This window comes from Streptococcus infantis (assembly GCF_047463175.1).
Classification (GTDB): Bacteria; Bacillota; Bacilli; order Lactobacillales; family Streptococcaceae; genus Streptococcus; species Streptococcus infantis_AC.
The window spans coordinates 56,936-74,963 of the sequence record NZ_JASHEJ010000004.1 but is presented as its reverse complement, the minus strand read 5'-3'; the positions used below and the strand labels follow the sequence as shown (position 1 = coordinate 74,963).

18 protein-coding genes and 1 pseudogene are annotated in these 18,028 nt (G+C 39.0%); 14 read left to right on the top strand and 5 right to left on the bottom strand.

Going from position 1 to position 18,028, the window contains the following annotated elements:
* The first annotated feature begins 45 nt into the window (after positions 1-45).
* The 13 genes and pseudogenes from QM859_RS08415 (at position 46) to QM859_RS08355 (ending at position 12,575) form a co-directional block, all read left to right on the top strand.
* Positions 46-915 (top strand): ROK family protein, encoded by an 870-nt coding sequence (locus QM859_RS08415; RefSeq protein ID WP_414262765.1) that lies wholly within the window; start codon positions 46-48, stop codon positions 913-915.
* The gene (locus tag QM859_RS08410; protein WP_414262764.1) at positions 909-2,789 is read left to right on the top strand and encodes a beta-N-acetylhexosaminidase; all 1,881 of its coding nucleotides are present in this window, start codon (positions 909-911) and stop codon (positions 2,787-2,789) included. Before QM859_RS08415 ends, QM859_RS08410 begins: the two co-directional genes overlap by 7 nt.
* 201 nt (positions 2,790-2,990) lie before the next feature.
* The gene (locus tag QM859_RS08405; RefSeq protein ID WP_414262763.1) at positions 2,991-3,920 is read left to right on the top strand and encodes an ABC transporter permease; all 930 of its coding nucleotides are present in this window, start codon (positions 2,991-2,993) and stop codon (positions 3,918-3,920) included.
* Positions 3,921-3,933: 13 nt separating this feature from the next.
* Positions 3,934-4,854 (top strand): carbohydrate ABC transporter permease, encoded by a 921-nt coding sequence (locus QM859_RS08400; RefSeq protein ID WP_025170531.1) that lies wholly within the window; start codon positions 3,934-3,936, stop codon positions 4,852-4,854.
* Positions 4,855-4,959: 105 nt separating this feature from the next.
* Entirely contained in the window at positions 4,960-6,444 is a 1,485-nt protein-coding gene (locus tag QM859_RS08395; protein ID WP_414262762.1) for an ABC transporter substrate-binding protein, read from the top strand.
* 174 nt (positions 6,445-6,618) lie between these two features.
* Positions 6,619-6,817, top strand: a pseudogene (locus QM859_RS08390) (CPBP family intramembrane glutamic endopeptidase); the annotation flags it as partial.
* Between the two features lie 160 nt (positions 6,818-6,977).
* On the top strand, positions 6,978-7,964 hold the full coding sequence (trhO, locus tag QM859_RS08385) for an oxygen-dependent tRNA uridine(34) hydroxylase TrhO (RefSeq protein ID WP_414262761.1): 987 nt from the start codon (positions 6,978-6,980) through the stop codon (positions 7,962-7,964).
* Between the two features lie 123 nt (positions 7,965-8,087).
* Entirely contained in the window at positions 8,088-8,951 is an 864-nt protein-coding gene (locus QM859_RS08380) for a DUF4299 family protein (RefSeq protein ID WP_414262760.1), read from the top strand.
* 184 nt (positions 8,952-9,135) lie between these two features.
* Entirely contained in the window at positions 9,136-10,059 is a 924-nt protein-coding gene (locus QM859_RS08375) for a helix-turn-helix domain-containing protein (RefSeq protein ID WP_414262759.1), read from the top strand.
* 93 nt (positions 10,060-10,152) lie between these two features.
* The gene (locus QM859_RS08370; protein ID WP_414262758.1) at positions 10,153-10,374 is read left to right on the top strand and encodes a hypothetical protein; all 222 of its coding nucleotides are present in this window, start codon (positions 10,153-10,155) and stop codon (positions 10,372-10,374) included.
* A gap of 31 nt (positions 10,375-10,405) precedes the next feature.
* Complete coding sequence (locus tag QM859_RS08365; protein WP_414262757.1) at positions 10,406-11,269, top strand: ATP-binding cassette domain-containing protein; 864 nt, start codon at positions 10,406-10,408, stop codon at positions 11,267-11,269.
* Between the two features lie 23 nt (positions 11,270-11,292).
* Entirely contained in the window at positions 11,293-11,985 is a 693-nt protein-coding gene (locus tag QM859_RS08360) for an ABC transporter permease (RefSeq protein ID WP_414262756.1), read from the top strand.
* Positions 11,986-11,996: 11 nt separating this feature from the next.
* Complete coding sequence (locus QM859_RS08355) at positions 11,997-12,575, top strand: hypothetical protein (RefSeq protein WP_414262755.1); 579 nt, start codon at positions 11,997-11,999, stop codon at positions 12,573-12,575.
* 159 nt (positions 12,576-12,734) lie between these two features.
* Here QM859_RS08355 and QM859_RS08350 read toward each other — a convergent pair whose 3' ends face one another.
* The 5 genes from QM859_RS08350 to QM859_RS08330 all read right to left on the bottom strand — a co-directional run bounded on the left by QM859_RS08350 (position 12,735) and on the right by QM859_RS08330 (position 16,930).
* Positions 12,735-13,748: a DUF6574 domain-containing protein gene (locus tag QM859_RS08350; RefSeq protein WP_414262754.1), complete on the bottom strand. Its 1,014-nt coding sequence runs from the start codon at positions 13,746-13,748 to the stop codon at positions 12,735-12,737.
* Between the two features lie 30 nt (positions 13,749-13,778).
* Entirely contained in the window at positions 13,779-14,726 is a 948-nt protein-coding gene (locus QM859_RS08345; protein ID WP_414262753.1) for a DUF4097 family beta strand repeat-containing protein, read from the bottom strand.
* Positions 14,719-15,312 carry a DUF1700 domain-containing protein gene (locus QM859_RS08340; protein WP_414262752.1) on the bottom strand — a complete coding sequence of 198 codons (594 nt, stop codon included), beginning with the start codon at positions 15,310-15,312 and terminating at the stop codon, positions 14,719-14,721. Before QM859_RS08340 ends, QM859_RS08345 begins: the two co-directional genes overlap by 8 nt.
* A complete protein-coding gene (locus tag QM859_RS08335; RefSeq protein ID WP_006149048.1) occupies positions 15,299-15,625 on the bottom strand; it encodes a PadR family transcriptional regulator in 327 nt (108 codons plus the stop codon). The genes QM859_RS08340 and QM859_RS08335 overlap by 14 nt, the downstream gene beginning before the upstream one ends.
* A 138-nt stretch (positions 15,626-15,763) precedes the next feature.
* Positions 15,764-16,930, bottom strand: a complete 1,167-nt coding sequence (locus QM859_RS08330) for a CynX/NimT family MFS transporter (protein ID WP_414262751.1) — start codon at positions 16,928-16,930, stop codon at positions 15,764-15,766.
* 218 nt (positions 16,931-17,148) lie between these two features.
* Here QM859_RS08330 and QM859_RS08325 point away from each other — a divergent pair, with 218 nt between their 5' ends.
* Positions 17,149-17,979, top strand: a complete 831-nt coding sequence (locus tag QM859_RS08325) for a glycosyltransferase (protein ID WP_414262750.1) — start codon at positions 17,149-17,151, stop codon at positions 17,977-17,979.
* The last annotated feature ends 49 nt before the right edge of the window (positions 17,980-18,028 follow it).

The window sequence follows — 18,028 nt, the reverse complement described above, 5'->3', positions numbered from 1 at the left end:
AGTAAGAAACAACTGCTGATTCGCTCCTTTTTGCAGGTGAAAGCAATGACCATTGCAACGATTGATATCGGAGGGACTGGCATTAAGTTTGCTAGTCTAACTCCTGATGGAAAGATTTTAGATAAGACCAGCACCCCAACTCCAGAAACTCTAGAAGATTTGTTGGCTTGGTTGGACCAATGCTTATCAGAACAGGACTATCGTGGGATTGCTATGAGTGTTCCAGGAGCGGTCAATCAAGAAACAGGTGTGATTGAGGGAATTAGTGCCATTCCTTATATCCATGGTTTTTCATGGTATGAGACCCTTGCTCATCACCAACTCCCTGTCCATCTAGAAAATGATGCCAACTGTGTTGGACTTAGTGAACTGCTGGCTCATCCTGAGATTGAAAATGCAGCTTGTGTTGTCATTGGCACAGGGATTGGCGGGGCCATGATTATCAATGGCAAAATTCACCGTGGTCGCCATGGCTTGGGTGGAGAGTTTGGTTACATGACTACTATCGAACCAGCAGAAAAACTCAATAACTGGTCACAACTAGCTTCTACAGGAAACATGGTTCGCTACGTAATTGAAAAATCAGGTCAGTCAGACTGGGATGGCCGAAAGGTTTACCGAGAGGCGGCAGCCGGCAATACTCTTTGCCAGGAAGCTATTGAGCGGATGAATCGTAATCTAGCTCAAGGACTGCTCAATATCCAGTACCTGATTGATCCAGATGTGATTAGCCTAGGTGGCTCTATCAGTCAGAACCCAGATTTTATCAAAGGGGTGCAAAAAGCAGTAGACACCTTTGTGGAAAGATATGAAGAATATACAATTGCGCCAGTGATCCAAGCTTGCACCTATCAGGCAGATGCCAATCTCTACGGTGCCCTTGTCAACTGGTTACAGGAGGAAAACCAATGGTAAGTTTTACAGGACTTAGTTCCAAACAAGCGCAAGCTATCGAAGTATTAAAAAGTCACATTTCTCTATCAGATGTAGAGGTGGCAGTCGCTCAATCTGACCAAGCTTCTATCTCTATCAAGGGTGATAAGGGGCAGTATCAACTGACCTACCGTAAACCTCATCAACTCTACCGTGCTTTATCTGTGCTAGCAACAGCTTTAGCAGAAGGGGACAAGGTAGAGATTGAAGAGCAGGCGGCCTATGAAGATTTAGCCTATATGGCGGACTGTTCGCGAAATGCCGTGATAAATGTCGCATCTGCCAAACAGATGATTGAAGTCTTGGCTCTCATGGGTTATTCAACCTTTGAGCTCTATATGGAAGACACCTATCAGATTGAGGGGCAACCTTACTTTGGTTATTTCCGTGGAGCGTATTCAGCTGAAGAGTTACAGGAAATTGAAGCATACGCCCAGCAGTTTGACATGACTTTTGTCCCATGTATCCAGACCTTGGCCCACTTATCAGCCTTTGTCAAATGGGGTGTTAAAGAAGTCCAGCAACTTCGTGATGTAGAGGACATTCTTCTCATCGGCGAAGAAAAAGTTTACGACCTAATCGACGGCATGTTTGCTACTCTGTCTAAACTGCAGACACGCAAGGTCAATATCGGCATGGACGAAGCCCACTTGGTTGGTTTGGGTCGCTATTTGATTCTCAATGGTGTTGTGGATCGTAGTCTCCTTATGTGCCAACACTTGGAGCGCGTGCTGGATATTGCAGACAAGTATGGTTTCCACTGCCAGATGTGGAGCGATATGTTCTTCAAACTCATGTCAGCAGATGGCCAGTACGACCGTGATGTCGAAATTCCAGAAGAAACTCGTGTTTACTTAGACCGTCTCAAAGACCGTGTGACCTTGGTTTACTGGGATTATTATCAGGATAGCGAAGAAAAATACAACCGTAACTTCGGTAATCACCACAAGATTAGCCAGGATATTGCCTTTGCAGGTGGTGCTTGGAAGTGGATTGGTTTTACACCACACAACCATTTCAGTCGTCTCATCGCTGTCGAAGCTAACAAAGCCTGCCGTGCTAATCAGATCAAGGAAGTCATTGTGACTGGTTGGGGGGACAATGGTGGTGAAACAGCTCAGTTCTCTATTCTGCCAAGCTTGCAAATCTGGGCAGAACTCAGCTACCGCAATGATTTAGACCGTTTGTCAGCTCATTTCAAGACCAATACAGGCCTATCCGTTGAGGACTTTATGCAACTTGATATTGCCAACCTTTTACCAGATCTACCAGATAATCTCAGCGGGATAAACCCCAACCGCTATGTCTTTTACCAGGATGTTCTTTGCCCAATTCTTGATAAACACATGACTCCTGAACAGGACAAGCCTCACTTTGCCCAGGCAGCTGAGACTCTTGTTGCTATTAAAGAAAAAGCAGGAAACTATGCTTATCTCTTTGAAACACAGGCCCAGTTGAATGCCATTTTAAGTAGCAAGGTTGATGTGGGACGACGCATTCGTCAAGCCTATCAAACAGGTGATAAAGAGAGCTTGCAACAAATTGCTAGAGAAGAATTACCAAAATTAAGAAGCCAGATTGAAACCTTTCACAAGCTCTTTAGCCAGCAATGGTTGAAAGAAAACAAGGTCTTTGGTTTGGATACAGTAGATATCCGTATGGGTGGGCTCTTGCAACGAATCAAGCGAGCAGAAAGCCGTATCGAGGCTTATTTGGCTGGTCAAATTGACCGCATCGAAGAATTAGAAGTCGAAATTCTTCCATTTACTGACTTTTATGCAGACAAGGACTTCGCAGCTACAACGGCTAATCAGTGGCATACTATTGCGACAGCATCAACTATTTATACGACCTAGAAAAACTCTATTCAGGAAGAAAGTTTCCCGTGAAACCTATTCTTATATAAAAAAGTTCTCCACATAAAATAATTTGTGGAGTTTTTTCTATAATTTGTAGTTTAAACTGTCCTAAAAATAAGAGTATACTATTTTTGTAAACGTTATCAAATCTAAAAATGTGAGATTATGAAGTTTTAGAAAATAAAAAGGGAGGAAATTATGAACAAGTTTTCAAAAACTTTAAGAGATAATTGGATTTTTCTCTTAATGGTTTTACCAGGAACAATTTGGTTGATTTTATTCTTCTACATTCCAGTTTTTGGGAATGTGGTTGCCTTCAAAGACTACCATATGACTGGTGAAGGATTCGTCCACAGTATTATAAATAGTAGATGGGTCGGACTAGATAACTTTAAATTCTTATTTAGTTCTAAGGATGCCTTTGTCATCACTCGAAACACTGTCCTTTACAACCTTGGATTTATCTTTATCGGTTTAATTGTATCAGTTGGTATTGCCATTATTCTTAGTGAACTTCGCTCTAAGCAAATGGTTAAAATCTACCAAACATCTATGTTGTTCCCTTACTTCCTATCTTGGGTTATCATCAGTTTCTTTACAGATGCTTTCCTAAATATCGATAAAGGGCTTATCAACCACACCTTAGAAGCCCTTGGAATGAAGGGTATTAACTTCTACGCTGACATCAGTATCTGGCCTTACCTCCTCCTTTTCCTAGGTATCTGGAAAGGCTTTGGATACAGTAGTGTGATGTACTACGCAACTATCATGGGTATTGACCCAACTTACTACGAAGCAGCGACAGTGGACGGTGCTAGCAAATGGCAACGTATCCGTAACGTAACCATCCCTCAGTTGACACCACTTGTGACAGTATTGACCATCCTTGCAGTCGGAAACATCTTCCGTGCAGACTTCGGTCTCTTCTACCAAATCCCTCACAACGCAGGTCAGCTCTATAGTGTAACAAATGTATTGGACGTCTATGTCTTTAACGGATTGACTCAGACAGCAGATATCGGTATGGCTTCAGCAGCCGGTCTCTACCAGTCAGTCGTCGGTTTGATTCTCGTTATTCTATCAAACTTACTTGCAAGACGTGTTGATCCTAACTCAGCACTATTCTAGAAAGGAGGAGCATATGGCAAAAAAAATTCAAAAAGAAAAAATTGATAATGTTGGCATACACTCCTTCAGCAAAAAGGCAGATATCTTCTTTAGTATCATATCTGGTTTGCTGGCCTTCTCTTGTATCTTGCCTTTCATCTTCGTAATCATTATTTCAGTTACAGACGAAAAAAGTATTGTTCAATATGGATATAGTTTCTTTCCTTCCAAGTTTGGTGTAGATGGATTCCAATTCTTGGCTCAGTTTAAAGACAAAATTTTACAAGCGCTCTTTATCTCAGCCTTTGTGACAGTTGTCGGTACATTGACAAACGTATTCATCACAACAACATACGCTTATGCCATTTCACGTTCAACATTTAAGTATCGCAAATTCTTTACAATCTTTGCTCTTCTTAGTATGTTGTTCAATGCTGGTTTGGTACCAGGCTATATCGTGGTAACTCAGTTACTTCACTTGGGTGATACTATTTGGGCCTTGATTGTTCCGATGCTTCTATCACCATTCAACATCATGTTGATGCGGTCTTTCTTCAAGAAAACCATTCCAGAAGCAATCCTCGAATCAGCTCGTATCGATGGTGCTAGCGAGGCGCGGATCTTCTTCCAAATCTGTTTACCACTCTCTCTTCCAGGGATTGCGACTATCACACTTTTGACAGCACTTGGATTCTGGAACGACTGGTTCAATGCCCTTCTTTACATCAAGAGTGACAACTTGTATCCATTGCAATATTTGCTCATGCAAATTCAAAACAACATGGATTACATTGCTAAGTCAGTTGGGATGTCAGGACAACTTGCAGTAGCTCTACCAAAAGAAACAGGTCGTATGGCCATGGTCGTAGTTGCGACTGTTCCAATTGCGATTCTCTATCCATTCTTCCAACGCTACTTTGTAAAAGGTTTAACTATCGGTGGTGTTAAAGAATAAGAGACGCTGAGAAACAAGCTTTCTCTACCCTATCTAACTTTCTATGTTGAAAAGTAGATCACTAAAATTGTTTTAAATTTAAAAATAAAAAAAGGAGTTTTTATCATGAAAAACTGGAAAAAATATGCTTTTGCATCTGCTAGCCTTGTAGCTTTAGCTGCTAGCCTCGCTGCTTGTGGAAACCTTAAAGGTAACAACCAAAAAGCTGCTGACTCAGCTTCAGGTGACAAAACTGTTATCAAAATGTACCAAATCGGTGACAAACCAGATAACTTGGATGAGTTGCTAGAAAATGCAAACAAAATCATCGGAGAAAAAGTTGGTGCTAAATTAGATATCCAATACCTTGGATGGGGTGACTACGGTAAGAAAATGTCAGTTATCACTTCATCAGGTGAAAACTATGATATCGCATTTGCAGATAACTACGTTGTAAACGCTCAAAAAGGTGCTTATGCTGACTTGACAGAATTGTACAAGAAAGAAGGAGCTGACCTTTACAAAGCGCTTGACCCAGCTTACATCAAAGGTAACACTATAAACGGTAAGATTTATTCTGTTCCAGTTGCAGCTAACGTTGCATCTTCACAAAACTTTGCTTTCAACGGCCCACTTCTTGAAAAATATGGAATCGATATCTCAGGTGTAACTTCATACGAAACACTTGAACCAGTATTGAAACAAATCAAAGAAAAAGCTCCAGACGTAATGCCATTCGCTGTTGGTAAAAACTTTATCCCATCAGAAAACTTTGACTACCCAGTTGCAAATGGTCTTCCATTCGTTATCGACCTTGAAGGTGATACTACTAAGATCGTAAACCGTTACGAAGTTCCTCGTTTCGTAGAACACTTGAAGACACTTCACAAATACTATGAAGCAGGATACATTCCAAAAGACGTAGCAACAAGTGAAACTTCATATGATCTTACTCAAGATACTTGGCTTGTTCGTGAAGAAACAGTAGGACCAGCTGACTACGGTAGCAGCTTGCTTTCTCGTGTTGCTAACAGAGACATCCAAATCAAACCATTTACTAACTTCATCAAGAAAAACCAAACAACTCAAGTTGCAAACTTTGTAATCTCAAATAACTCTAAGAACAAAGAAAAAGCAATGGAAGTATTGAACCTCTTGAACACTAACCCAGAACTCTTGAACGGACTTGTTTATGGACCAGAAGGCAAGAACTGGGAAAAAGTTGCAGGTAAAGAAAACCGTGTTAAAGTCCTTGATGGATACAAAGGAAACACTCACATGTCAGGATGGAATACTGGTAACAACTGGATCCTTTACATCAACGAAAACGTTACAGATGAACAAATTGCACAATCTAAGAAAGACTTGGAAACTGCAAAAGAATCTCCAGCGCTTGGATTTATCTTTAACACTGACAACGTGAAATCTGAAATCTCAGCTATCACTAATACTATGCAACAATTCGATACAGCTATCAACACTGGTACTGTAGACCCAGAAAAAGCTATTCCAGAATTGATGGAAAAACTTAAATCTGAAGGTGCTTACCAAAAAGTATTGGATGAAATGCAAAAACAATACGACGAATTCTTGAAAAACAAAAAATCTTAAGATAGATTGATTTCGTGTATTCATTCCTAAAAGATGCGATCACTGCCTTGTCTGGAGTTTTCCAGACGGGGTGGTGATTCTTTTTTGAGTATTTGAATATAATTATATGTATTTAAAAACCAGCATTTGCCGTACAAATAGCGTTGGTAATAGGTACATGAAAAATACCATCTTATTTTCAAAATTAGTGCAATCTTATTCCACTTACTTATTTTTCGTATATGGGCTTTCTCAGATAACACTTATAATCCAAAGCTATAGGCTATTTTCTTCTCAAATTGGCAATTTTTTCTGGATTCGAAATCTTATCAGTCTTGTTTTTATTGGCATCATGATTAGTAATTTATTCAAGACAGGCCATGGATATCTTTTTGTTAAGTTTTCTTCATCGAATATTTAATTAAAATAAGATCTGAAAATGAGTCTTGTTTTTTATTTTTCGGTCAAATAAATTGCATTCGCTTTCTTGGGAGAGTATACTGATATAGTTGAATGAAAATTTCTGATAATTTAATCTTAGAAAAGAGAAGCAAATGTCAAAAGATATTCGAGTTTTACTTTACTATAAATATGTTCCCATCGAAAACGCAGAACAATTTGCTGCAGACCACTTGGCTTTCTGTAAGTCTATTGGCCTCAAGGGCCGTATCCTAGTGGCTGACGAAGGGATCAACGGAACCGTTTCTGGTGACTACGAAACAACGCAAAAATACATGGACTACGTTCACAGCCTTCCAGGTATGGAAGACCTCTGGTTCAAGATTGACGAAGAAAGTGAGCAAGCCTTTAAGAAGATGTTTGTTCGCTACAAAAAGGAAATCGTTCATCTTGGTTTAGAGGATGATAACTTTGATAACGACATCAATCCTCTTGAAACAACAGGTGCTTACTTGTCACCAAAAGAATTTAAAGAAGCCCTCCTAGATGAAGATACAGTGGTCCTTGATACTCGTAATGACTATGAGTACGACCTTGGACACTTCCGTGGGGCTATCCGTCCTGACATCCGCAACTTCCGTGAATTACCACAATGGGTTCGTGATAACAAGGAAAAATTCATGGATAAACGTGTCGTAGTTTACTGTACAGGTGGAGTCCGCTGTGAGAAATTCTCAGGTTGGATGGTACGTGAAGGCTACAAAGATGTCGGTCAATTGCATGGAGGAATTGCGACTTACGGGAAAGATCCAGAAGTTCAAGGGGAACTTTGGGATGGGAAAATGTATGTCTTTGACGAACGTATTGCAGTCGATGTCAACCATGTCAATCCAACCATTGTAGGGAAAGACTGGTTTGATGGAACACCATGTGAACGCTATGTCAACTGTGGAAATCCATTCTGTAACCGCCGTATCTTGGCATCAGAAGAGAACGAAGACAAATATCTCCGTGGTTGCTCGCACGAGTGCCGTGTTCACCCACGTAATCGTTATGTTTTGGAACATGAATTGACACAAGATCAAGTCATCGAGCGTCTAGCAGCAATTGGTGAGAGCCTAGACCATTCTGAAGTTGTATAATAAATATTAACAGTCCTAAAGGGCTGTTTTTCTATGCTTTTGACCAAAAAATCTTAAATTTGTTTCTGCATCTTTCAGGAAAATGGTGTATACTATATGTAAACGATTTCAAAGGAGACCATTATGGTGAAAACATTTTTTATTCCAAATAAACAAAGTATTTTAGGACAACAGGAGATCCTTACAGCTAAATCAATTTTAGGCTTAGTAGAAGGCCTAGAGTCGCATAGTTATGATGCTGTTTACCTCCGTCAACCTCTTAATCGCCTTGAGTATATCGAGTGTGCTGTTGTGGGAAAATCTCAGTTTCTCTTTAAAGTTCGCTACCTTGACTCTCAAAACGGCTATCAAGTAATTATTCCTGACTTGATTACAAGAGCTGACTGGGAGATAGTAGAAGAGCTCTTGCGAGCTTTGTCTAGCAAGGTTGGTGAAGCAGTTGAAGGCTTGGCAGACTTTGGTTTGGAAAACTATTTCCAAGAAACGGTTAAGAACTATCTAGCTGATAAGGCTGCTCGTTTAGGTTTCTGTCAGGGTATTCTATCAACTATTTACTTTGATAAGAAGGATTTGGAAAGTTTCTTGGAAGAAGATGGCTTGGCACGTTTTGAAGAGTTGGTCAAGAAAGTTCAAGGGTCTGATGCCTATCCTTCCAGTGCTAAATTCTATCCAGATGGTGAGGGTAAGGTTCATGGGGTCTACCACCTAGCTCAGGGTGTAAAAACCATTTTGCCAAAAGAACCGGTGATTCCAGCTCCTTACGTTGAGCAATTGGTAGGCAAGGAACTTGTTTGGGAGATTGATTTGGTAAAAATCTCTGGAGATGGTTCAAAACCAGAAGACTATGAAGCAGTAGCTAGATTAGATTACAAAGCCTTCTTAGAAGCTCTTCCAAAAGAACTTTATCAGGACTTGGATGCCAACCAAATAGTGGTAGGACCTGTTTTAGGGGAAGATTTTGAGAATTTAGTAAATGTGAAAAAGTAGGTAAAAGCCATAGTCTAGGTTTTCACAGAATATCTTAGAATGCAATCTCATTTTATAGATAGAGTAGCTTAGTGATATTTCGTAATACGAGATTCTAAACATTGCTTATCTTAGCAAAAGACAGTATAATATAACAAAATAGAAATGCTATTGTTTGTCAAAGGACTATCAGGAGATCGAGCATATGGATATTAAGAAGGAAGTAGGGAAAAGAATCCGAATGTTGCGAGAGATGAAACATATCACTCGTGAAACTCTTTGTGATGATGAAAGCGAGATAACAGTACGCCAACTAGCACGAATTGAATCAGGTCAATCTTCTCCAAGTTTACCCAAGGTAGAGTATATAGCTTATAAACTAGGTTGTCCAATTTCACATATAGTAGATATGGATCATATAATCTTACCCTCAGATTACTTGATATTAAAGGATAAACTCATTAAGTTCCAAACTTATGGGGATGATGATAGAATCCATATTAAAGAAGAGTTGTTTGACAGAGTTTACGAACACTATTATGACAGCTTACCTGAGGATGAGCAGATTGCAGTTAGTGCCTTACAAGCTAGTTTTGATGTTTTTGTAAGTGAAGATGCAGGGTTTGGCGATGCTTTGCTTGATGAGCATTTTGAGCAAGTAAGGATAAGGAAAAACTATTCGGTGAATGATTTGCTTCTCATAAAATTGTACTTTGTTTCATGTATAGCAAGACCGACTGAGTATAATCATGAACTATTTTGGGAACTTTCTAAAAAACTTCTGAGAGAAACGAATTCATCCGATTTAGAGACAGCTTATATGTTAAAGAAAACGGTGCTTGATTCTTTAGCTGTTCAATGGATGGAAAAGTCCTACTCTACTTTTGAGCCTTATGTTAAGGCAATGAATAGATTGATGATTTTATCCCAGGACTTTCAAAAGAAACCAATCGTAGATATGCTAGAAGCTATGTGTACCTTATTTCATAAACGGGATAAGGAAAAAGCTATCCAATTATATGACAGAGCCATTATCTGCGCTCAAGCATTTGGAGACCAAGTATTAGAAGCGCGCATCTCTGGAGAGAGAGAAAGAGATTTAAAAACTTTTGAGGAAATGAAGAGCTAACATGACATTTTTGTCATGTTTTTTTGTTTTTGAAAGCGGTAAACTAGAGATGTAATGAAGGGTTAATTGAGTTATTTAGAGTAGGAGGAAGAGATGGAGAATCTTAGTATCTCGCTAGAGACTTTTACACATACTCGCCACAGTTTGGTGTTTCGAAATAACACGACTGAGCAAAAGTTGGTAGAGATAGTATTAAATAACGAAATCTTTCGCCTAGCAATTTTATATGCTGGCGAAGAGCGAGTTTTAATTCTGCCTGAGGAAGTTACAGATGTAAAGAATTTTGGAATTTCAGAGGTGGAGGATAATTCATGAAGCCAAAAGATATAATGAACGGAGAGAAACTATGAATCGTGTGATTTTAAGTCTTAAAAATATCGATAAAACATATGGAAAAGAACAGGTTCTCCATAATATTTCCTTTGATATTGAGCAAGGGGAAATATGTGGCCTTATTGGTGAAAATGGTGCTGGCAAGACAACATTAATGAGAATTCTCCTAGGACTCATTCGAGCTGATAAGGGAGCAATCAAGAGTGTTTCTCAGCATAAGATTGGCAGTATTATCGAATCACCTGCCCTCTATCCAAACCTGACTGGACGCCAACACTTGCAATATTACAAGACAAGATTTGGTTTAAAGACAGATATCATAGAAATGTTGGAATTGGTTCACTTGTCTGAACCATCATGGGATCGAAAAGTCAAAAACTATTCTCTTGGCATGAAACAAAGATTATCGATAGCAATTGCCCTTTTGGATAATCCAGAGCTCATTATCCTAGACGAACCAGTGAATGGTTTAGATCCTCAAGGGATTTCAGATTTAAGAAAAATGATTTTGAATTTAAGGGATCAGTTGGGAGTTACTTTTTTAATTTCAAGCCATATCCTATCAGAGTTGGAGTTTATAACAGATAAGTATATCATCATGAAAAAGGGAAGAATTCTAAATGTGATGAGTTCAAAAGAGCTAGCGAATGATTTATCTGAAAAAATTTTCCTAAAAACAAGTGATAATCAGATTTTAAAAATATTTTTAGAAGAAGAGGGCATTGTTCATTTTGAGCAGGATGACTATCTGGTTGTGACAGAAAAGGATAGGTTAATGGCTATCTTGGAATATAGTATTGGTTCAAATCTAGTGATACAGGATATTTATATTAAGAAGGAACGCTTTGAGGACTACTATTTGCGTAATATTATCTGATGATTTAAGAAAGGAGGAGAGTCATGAATTCTCTTAAGGCAGATATGTATAAATTTTACTGGGAAAAAAGAGGAGTGCTTCCTAGTTTGTTGATAGGGTTATTAGTTTTGTTATTCTACCTATTTTTTAAGTCATCAAATGAAAATGAACCAGCATTTCGAGTGTTGATTTCAAATGTGAGTGGTTTTATTCCTTTGCTTTTCATCTCTGCTAATTTATTTTTCTGGGGGGAAGATTATAGTTTCCGTACGATCAATATTCTGCTCACAAAAGAAAAACAACGATGGAAGTTATTTTTATATAAAACTTTGGGAACCTTTTGTTTGTCTTTCCTATATGTAACTATTTTTTATAGTTTAACAGCTCTTGTTTATTTGGAAGGGGACATGGTGTTGATTGTTTCGACATTTTTACATCAACTACCATACTATTTGGTTATTATCAGTATCTCCTTATTGATTTTTCAAATATTTGATAAGGTTTATGAATCATGTATGATTTATACACTCTACATTTTACTATTTGATAACCTACTGGTTTATGTTCTTCCAAACTCTGGTGAGAGTGTGAGAGACTATTTACTAATGACTTTAAATTTGAAAGTATCACCAAGTTTTAGTCAATTTACCCTTACAAACGTATGCTATCCTATAGTGGTGAGTATAGCAGTGCTTGTACTTGCGTTAGCTGTATTCAGTAAAAAAGAATTTAAATAGGAGGACTAGCGATGAAAAAAATAGGAATTGTAATTGGGCTGTTGTTACTGTTTGTAGTAGCTGGAATTTTATTAACCTTAAAGCGGGGAGAAACAACAATCAGTATAAAACAATCATGGACTCTTTCCTCTAAAAGTATTAAAACGATAGAGTTTTATGGATCAAAGCAAGCAATTGATGTTAAAGTTGTAAAGAGTGATTCAGATGAAACAACTGTTCAAATAGAAGGAAATGTTTCTGAAGAATCAGCGAATAACATATCTAAAAACGTTAAGATAAGTTCAGATAGTCTGTATCTTCCATTTTCGCAACATGGCTTTAATTTGGCTCTGAGTTCAGAAGGGAAAGACAAGTTATATGTAACTATTTCCTTAGGAAAAAATACTACTTTCGAAAAAATATTTATAGATACTCTTGTTGGCGATGTATCTATTACAGTTCCTAAAGATTTTGATGGAATCTATACTTTGCATACAAATAATACAGGAGAAATTTTAAGGGTTCCTACCACAAATCAAACTTCGAATAGCATCATTGAAGTTGATGGCTATAGTAAGATAAGTGTTGAAAAAGGAAAAAATAATGGTTAGTCACTATAAACAAGCAACTTTGCTGGCTTGTGTAAAGACAATCATTTCTTACTACTTCCCAAAACGAATCGTGGAGATAATCTAGAGTATTTAATTCTTTATAGGGAGTTAGTATTTGCAAAATTAGAAAAATCCTGTCAAGAGTGACAGGATTTTATCTTACATAAAAGCTAGGATTCGGAGATAATCAAAAACCAGTGCCATTTCTGCTAGGAAAAAGAGAAATAGGATGCTTCCGTTGACTAGGAAAGCCAAGAGAAGGCGATAGAAGGAGTCGGTTTGGCTATCTTTACTTGGTTTTGAGATGGTATAGAGGTTGGCAAGAAGTACCAGACCAATGCTAATCAGGCAAAGCAATACTGCAAATCGTAGACCATTAAAAAGAGCGAAGAAACTAGCAATACCTGTCAAGAGAACTGGGATGGCCAAGAGTCGGCTGTACTCTTGGAAGGTTTTATCTAGTGTCCAGTCACTGTCCTGGTCGACAAAGCGTTTGACTACAAATCCACCCATAAGGATTGAAAAGAAGAAGAGACTTGTAGCTACCAAGATAGAGAAGATAGAAAAGAGATTCAGTGAAGGGAAATGCTGGAGAGCTTTAGAGTCGATGGCTGCCATATGGCCGTAGTAGGCTTGCTTGATGTGATAGATGCAAAAGAAGAAACTCGTAGCAGAAAAGATAGATAGGAGCGCAAAGGCGGTGTAACTGTGTTTTTTATCTGTGTAAACACTAGAGGTCGGTTCTTTAATAGCACCCTGTAACCAAGTCCAAAAATCAGCCATTTCTTCCCTGAAAATTGTAGTTTTTGTAGGGACAGGATCTGGGACAAATGGACTTTCCAAAGATTTGCTAGGCTGAGGTGCTTCCTTAACTGGTTTTTCTGCTTGATCTGTCTTTGTTACCAGTTCTTCTTGTTCTTCAGTCTCTACAGGTTCTTCTGACTTGTCTATCTTTTCTGTATTTTCCACGATTTCTTCGTGTTCGTCACTCTCTACTTTCTCTAGGTCAGTTTCCTTATCTTCTGGATTGGCTTGAGGATTTTCCTCAACCACTGGCAACTCTTCTTTTTCTTTTAACTCTTCTCGGGGAATGACTGGGTCAGATGGGTTATCTTTTTTTTCATTGTTGGCTGTTTTCTCGAAATCAGCACTTTCGAACCATTCTTGAGTCATGATGAGACCTCCTTTTTGATTAGTAACTTTTTATTCATGATGTCTATAAGAAGGCGAGCGAACCTCCTCTTTTGGTAGATTGATGTCTTGACCAGCTTTTGCGACAAGTAAATCTTGTGTATCTTTTTTCTCTGAATTGTAAGGATTAGAGAACTCTTCATCTTCCTTGTTTTCCTCATACGGATTATATCCTTCCCGACTGCGATGGTAGATGGAACCATGGTCAGAAGAAAGTTCTAGATTGATTCTGTCAAATTCTTTTTGGGTTAGCTTTAGGGTCATGTCTTTTTCTGCCTCTAATTCCACACGACCATGGACTTGGATGTCGTCAGCAGAGATATGTTCATGGTCTGCTTGGATGCGACTATCTGTTAGACTGGTTTCAAATACATTGACAATTCCAGTTGTGATCAGTTGGCTATTTTTAATCTCGCTATCAGTGATACGAAGGAGATATCCATTTGACAGAATTTTGGCATTGCTGATTTTTGCATTGGAAATTGAAAGGATACGATGGTTTACCTGGGCAGTTAGATTTTTTAAGTCCTTTCCTCTTGGTAATGAGAGAACAACTTCATCATTGCGACTAGAAACTCCGCTTACGATATAGAGGATACCCTGGATACTAGAACCAACAGAAGGACGTGTAGTTGACTTGGTGTCGGAAATCTCAAGAGTTTTTTCTTTGCTAGAATGTTGAAGATTCTCTTTTTCAGAGATGGTTGGATGATACTGGATGTGAATCTTATCGTCGTTTGACTCCGTAATAACTAGAGAATGTTGTGTTAGTGAGATGTTAAGATTTTCGATATCTTGATCAAATGTAAGCTCTTCCATTCGGCTCTCAAAGACTGGATTTTGAGACATTGCAAGTAGGCTTCTGACACCATCGGTTTGGATGCCGATGATCATCATGGTAAAACCGATGATACTAGTAACAACACCAAAGATAAGAAATCCTTTTGTTAATTTACGCATGACTTTCACCTCTCTTTCCTCTATTAAGAATCCACTGAATGAGTCGAAGGATTAGTATTCCAAAGAAACGGGTCACATAGGAAGTTGCTAGCAAAACTAGGGACGAAGCTCCGATTGCCAGTAAACCTCCACCAAAAATCAGCATAAAGGCAGATGTAGATTCAGCCAGAACGTAGAAGCTTTCAAATAGGAGGACAGCTCCGAGCACCATTCCAGCTGCGGATACGCCAAAGAAGGCCAACAGTACACTGATCGCTGCGATAAAAATCCCGATGATAGTCATGAGAATTCCAATTGCGACAGGAATTCCGATAGGAGCCGCAAGAAGTGCTAGGATAGCGATTTGTATCACTTGACGGTTATTATTACTTGAATTTTCTTCGTTGATTTTCTTATCAAGAAGCGTTGTCAGTATATCGTGGGCAGCTTCTTTAGGACTACCCAGGCTAGCTATGAGTTCTTCCTCACCTTCTGGACCAGCATCATCAAAGAGTTCTTTGAAGTAGTCCATAGCTTCGATACGATCAGATTGAGGAAGCTTCATCAGATAGGCTTCAAGCTGATTCAAATATTCAGTTCTTGTCATGGCGAATGCTCCCTTCTATGATGCCGTTGATAGTGTCAGTATAGAGTGTCCACTCTTCTCTGAGTACAAATAGTTGCTCCTCCCCAATCTCTGTTAGGGAGTAGTATTTCCGCATCCGACCTTGGTATTCGCGAGAGTATGTAGTCAGGTAGCGGTTGGTATCCAGTTTTTTCAAGATGGGGTAGAGGGTAGATTCCTTGATTTTGGCAATGAGTTTAATGGTTTGACTAATTTCATAACCATAGGAATCCCCTTGTTCTAGGATGGCCAAGATGAGAAATTCAATCAAGGCCGCTGATGTTGGAAAATACATGGGGCACCTCCTTTATAGTATATAAAAATTTTATATATAATTATTCTACACATACATCATACATCTAAATGTAAGCCCTGTCAAGCAATATGTATAAAATTTTTATATATAAAAAATCTTCTAGTGAAAACTAGAAGATTAGAGGATTTTATCTGCTCGATCTACCATAAATAGGGAGATTGTCATGATGATATCAATAACTAGAAGAGCCAATACAGCTGGGATCCAGGAATGGAACATGTCAAAGCTGTAACCAAAGAGAGTTGGACCGACAGCTGCCAAAATGTAGCCTCCGGTCTGGGCAAGCCCAGACAATTGGGCTGTCTTTTCAGGGGAGCTAGTTTTGACGGAGAAGCAAACCATGAGATAAGGGAAAAGAGCGCTACAGGCAGTACCAATCAAGAGATGCGCTACTAACCAGTAGAGGAAACTCTTGCTCGGGTATAAGAGCATGGCAATTCCAAGCAATCCAGCGATAGAGATGACTATCAGCATGATTTGACGGTGACGATTGGACAAACGAGTCGTTAAACTTGGAATAGTCATCGAGAAGGGGATACTAGTTAGAGAAAAGATCGAAGCTAAAAGACCGGCATCTGTGTGAGATAAGCCAGCACTGATTGCCATGGTAGGTAACCAGGTCATACTGGTATAGAAGAGTAAGGACTGAAGTCCACCGAATACAATAATAGCCCAAACTTCCTTGTTTTTTAAGATATTCTCTTTCTTTTGTTTTTTCTCACTTCCTTTTAGAAAATGATTGTGACGATGATTGGGGAACCAGGCAACTAAAGTTAGTAGGCAGACCAAGGATAGGCAGAGTATCAAGCCTTTCCAAGATGTCGCCTGAGTAATGGGTACAGAGAGATAGGAAGCAAGAGCCGTTGTAATCCCCATAGAGGTCACATAGATGGTTGTCAGAAAGCCAATCTTTTGTGGGTGATTGGCCTGAATGGCGCTAGGAAGGAGCACGTTAAAGATCGCAATACTTGCTCCGATGAGTAAAGTCCCTAGATAGAGTAGAGGAAGATTAAAGATACGAATCACTGAACCGATGGTCAATACGATAAGACTATAGGTGAAAAGGTGCTCGAGTCCAATTTTTTGAGCTAAACGAGTCGCAAAAGAGGAGAAGAGGGCAAACATCAAGAGAGGGAGGCTGGTCAAAACACCAAGTGAACTAACTTCCACGCCTAAACCTTGGGCAATATCTCCCAAAACAGTTGGTAAAGCTGTGAAAGGAGCTCTTAAGACCGCTCCGATTAAGATAATTCCTAGAATAAAAAAGAGTGATCGTTTTTTCATGTGAACCTCAATAAGCTGATTTTGATAACAGCTTATTTTAATTTTTTTTCCTATAGATGTCAAGTTGACCTGACGTGATTCGTTACGTGGCCGATAGAAATCATAGTAAAGAAGGACAATATATTTACTAGTTTTTTTCTGGGATTCAAATAAAAATAGGAAAGTCAGGGAAATTGTGATAAAATAGTGAAAGAAAATCTATAAATTGGAGAACTACTGTGTCTGAAAATCGTAAATTTAGCGTCCTGATGTCAGTCTATGTTAAAGAAAATCCAGCCTTTCTGGAAGAGGCAGTAGAGAGCATCTTACATCAAACGCTCAAACCTAGCGAAGTGGTAATCGTCGAAGATGGTTCGCTGACACCTGAACTGTATCAAGTTTTGGAGAAATTAGAAGCACAGTCAAGTATTCCAATCAAACGTTGCCCACTTGAGCAAAATCGTGGCTTAGGTTTAGCTCTTCAGTACGGTGTCTTACAGTGCCAATATGATGTCATTGCTCGTATGGATACAGATGATATTGCTGTTGAAGACCGTTTCGAACAACAGTTCGAATTGATGGAAAAAGAAAACTTAGACCTGCTAGGTGGTCATATCGCAGAGTTTATCGACCAACCTGACGAGATTGTGTCTTACCGTCGTGTACCGACTAAGCATGAGGATATCATTACCTACCAACGTATGAGAAGTGCCTTTAATCATATGACTGTTATGTTCAAAAAAGGTATGGTTCTCAAAGCTGGTAACTACGAGGATGGCCTTTATATGGAAGATGATCTTCTCTGGCTCAATATGATTAGTGCAGGAGCTCGAACTGGAAATGTGGATCAAATTCTATGTAAGGTGCGCGTGGGAGCGGGGATGTTTGAGCGCCGTGGAGGTCTTCGCTATCTCAAACTCTATCGCCAAGCACGAAAGAGAATGCACGCTCGTGGACAGATTTCTTATGGCGAATATCTGAAAAGTGTTTTAATCCAAGTTGTCGTTGCCCTATGTCCAGGATTTGTGCGACAGTTTATATTTTTGAAACTTCTAAGAAAAAGCAAGTAATGTCTAGCTGATAGGATTTTAAAACTATATCTTATTACTGCTAGCAAAT

Coding starts and splice junctions, on each gene's coding strand:
- QM859_RS08415 (WP_414262765.1), top strand. CDS start 46: ATGACCATTGCAACGATTGATATCGGAGGGACTGGCATTAAGTTTGCT.
- QM859_RS08410 (WP_414262764.1), top strand. CDS start 909: ATGGTAAGTTTTACAGGACTTAGTTCCAAACAAGCGCAAGCTATCGAA.
- QM859_RS08405 (WP_414262763.1), top strand. CDS start 2,991: ATGAACAAGTTTTCAAAAACTTTAAGAGATAATTGGATTTTTCTCTTA.
- QM859_RS08400 (WP_025170531.1), top strand. CDS start 3,934: ATGGCAAAAAAAATTCAAAAAGAAAAAATTGATAATGTTGGCATACAC.
- QM859_RS08395 (WP_414262762.1), top strand. CDS start 4,960: ATGAAAAACTGGAAAAAATATGCTTTTGCATCTGCTAGCCTTGTAGCT.
- trhO (WP_414262761.1), top strand. CDS start 6,978: ATGTCAAAAGATATTCGAGTTTTACTTTACTATAAATATGTTCCCATC.
- QM859_RS08380 (WP_414262760.1), top strand. CDS start 8,088: ATGGTGAAAACATTTTTTATTCCAAATAAACAAAGTATTTTAGGACAA.
- QM859_RS08375 (WP_414262759.1), top strand. CDS start 9,136: ATGGATATTAAGAAGGAAGTAGGGAAAAGAATCCGAATGTTGCGAGAG.
- QM859_RS08370 (WP_414262758.1), top strand. CDS start 10,153: ATGGAGAATCTTAGTATCTCGCTAGAGACTTTTACACATACTCGCCAC.
- QM859_RS08365 (WP_414262757.1), top strand. CDS start 10,406: ATGAATCGTGTGATTTTAAGTCTTAAAAATATCGATAAAACATATGGA.
- QM859_RS08360 (WP_414262756.1), top strand. CDS start 11,293: ATGAATTCTCTTAAGGCAGATATGTATAAATTTTACTGGGAAAAAAGA.
- QM859_RS08355 (WP_414262755.1), top strand. CDS start 11,997: ATGAAAAAAATAGGAATTGTAATTGGGCTGTTGTTACTGTTTGTAGTA.
- QM859_RS08350 (WP_414262754.1), bottom strand. CDS start 13,748: ATGACTCAAGAATGGTTCGAAAGTGCTGATTTCGAGAAAACAGCCAAC.
- QM859_RS08345 (WP_414262753.1), bottom strand. CDS start 14,726: ATGCGTAAATTAACAAAAGGATTTCTTATCTTTGGTGTTGTTACTAGT.
- QM859_RS08340 (WP_414262752.1), bottom strand. CDS start 15,312: ATGACAAGAACTGAATATTTGAATCAGCTTGAAGCCTATCTGATGAAG.
- QM859_RS08335 (WP_006149048.1), bottom strand. CDS start 15,625: ATGTATTTTCCAACATCAGCGGCCTTGATTGAATTTCTCATCTTGGCC.
- QM859_RS08330 (WP_414262751.1), bottom strand. CDS start 16,930: ATGAAAAAACGATCACTCTTTTTTATTCTAGGAATTATCTTAATCGGA.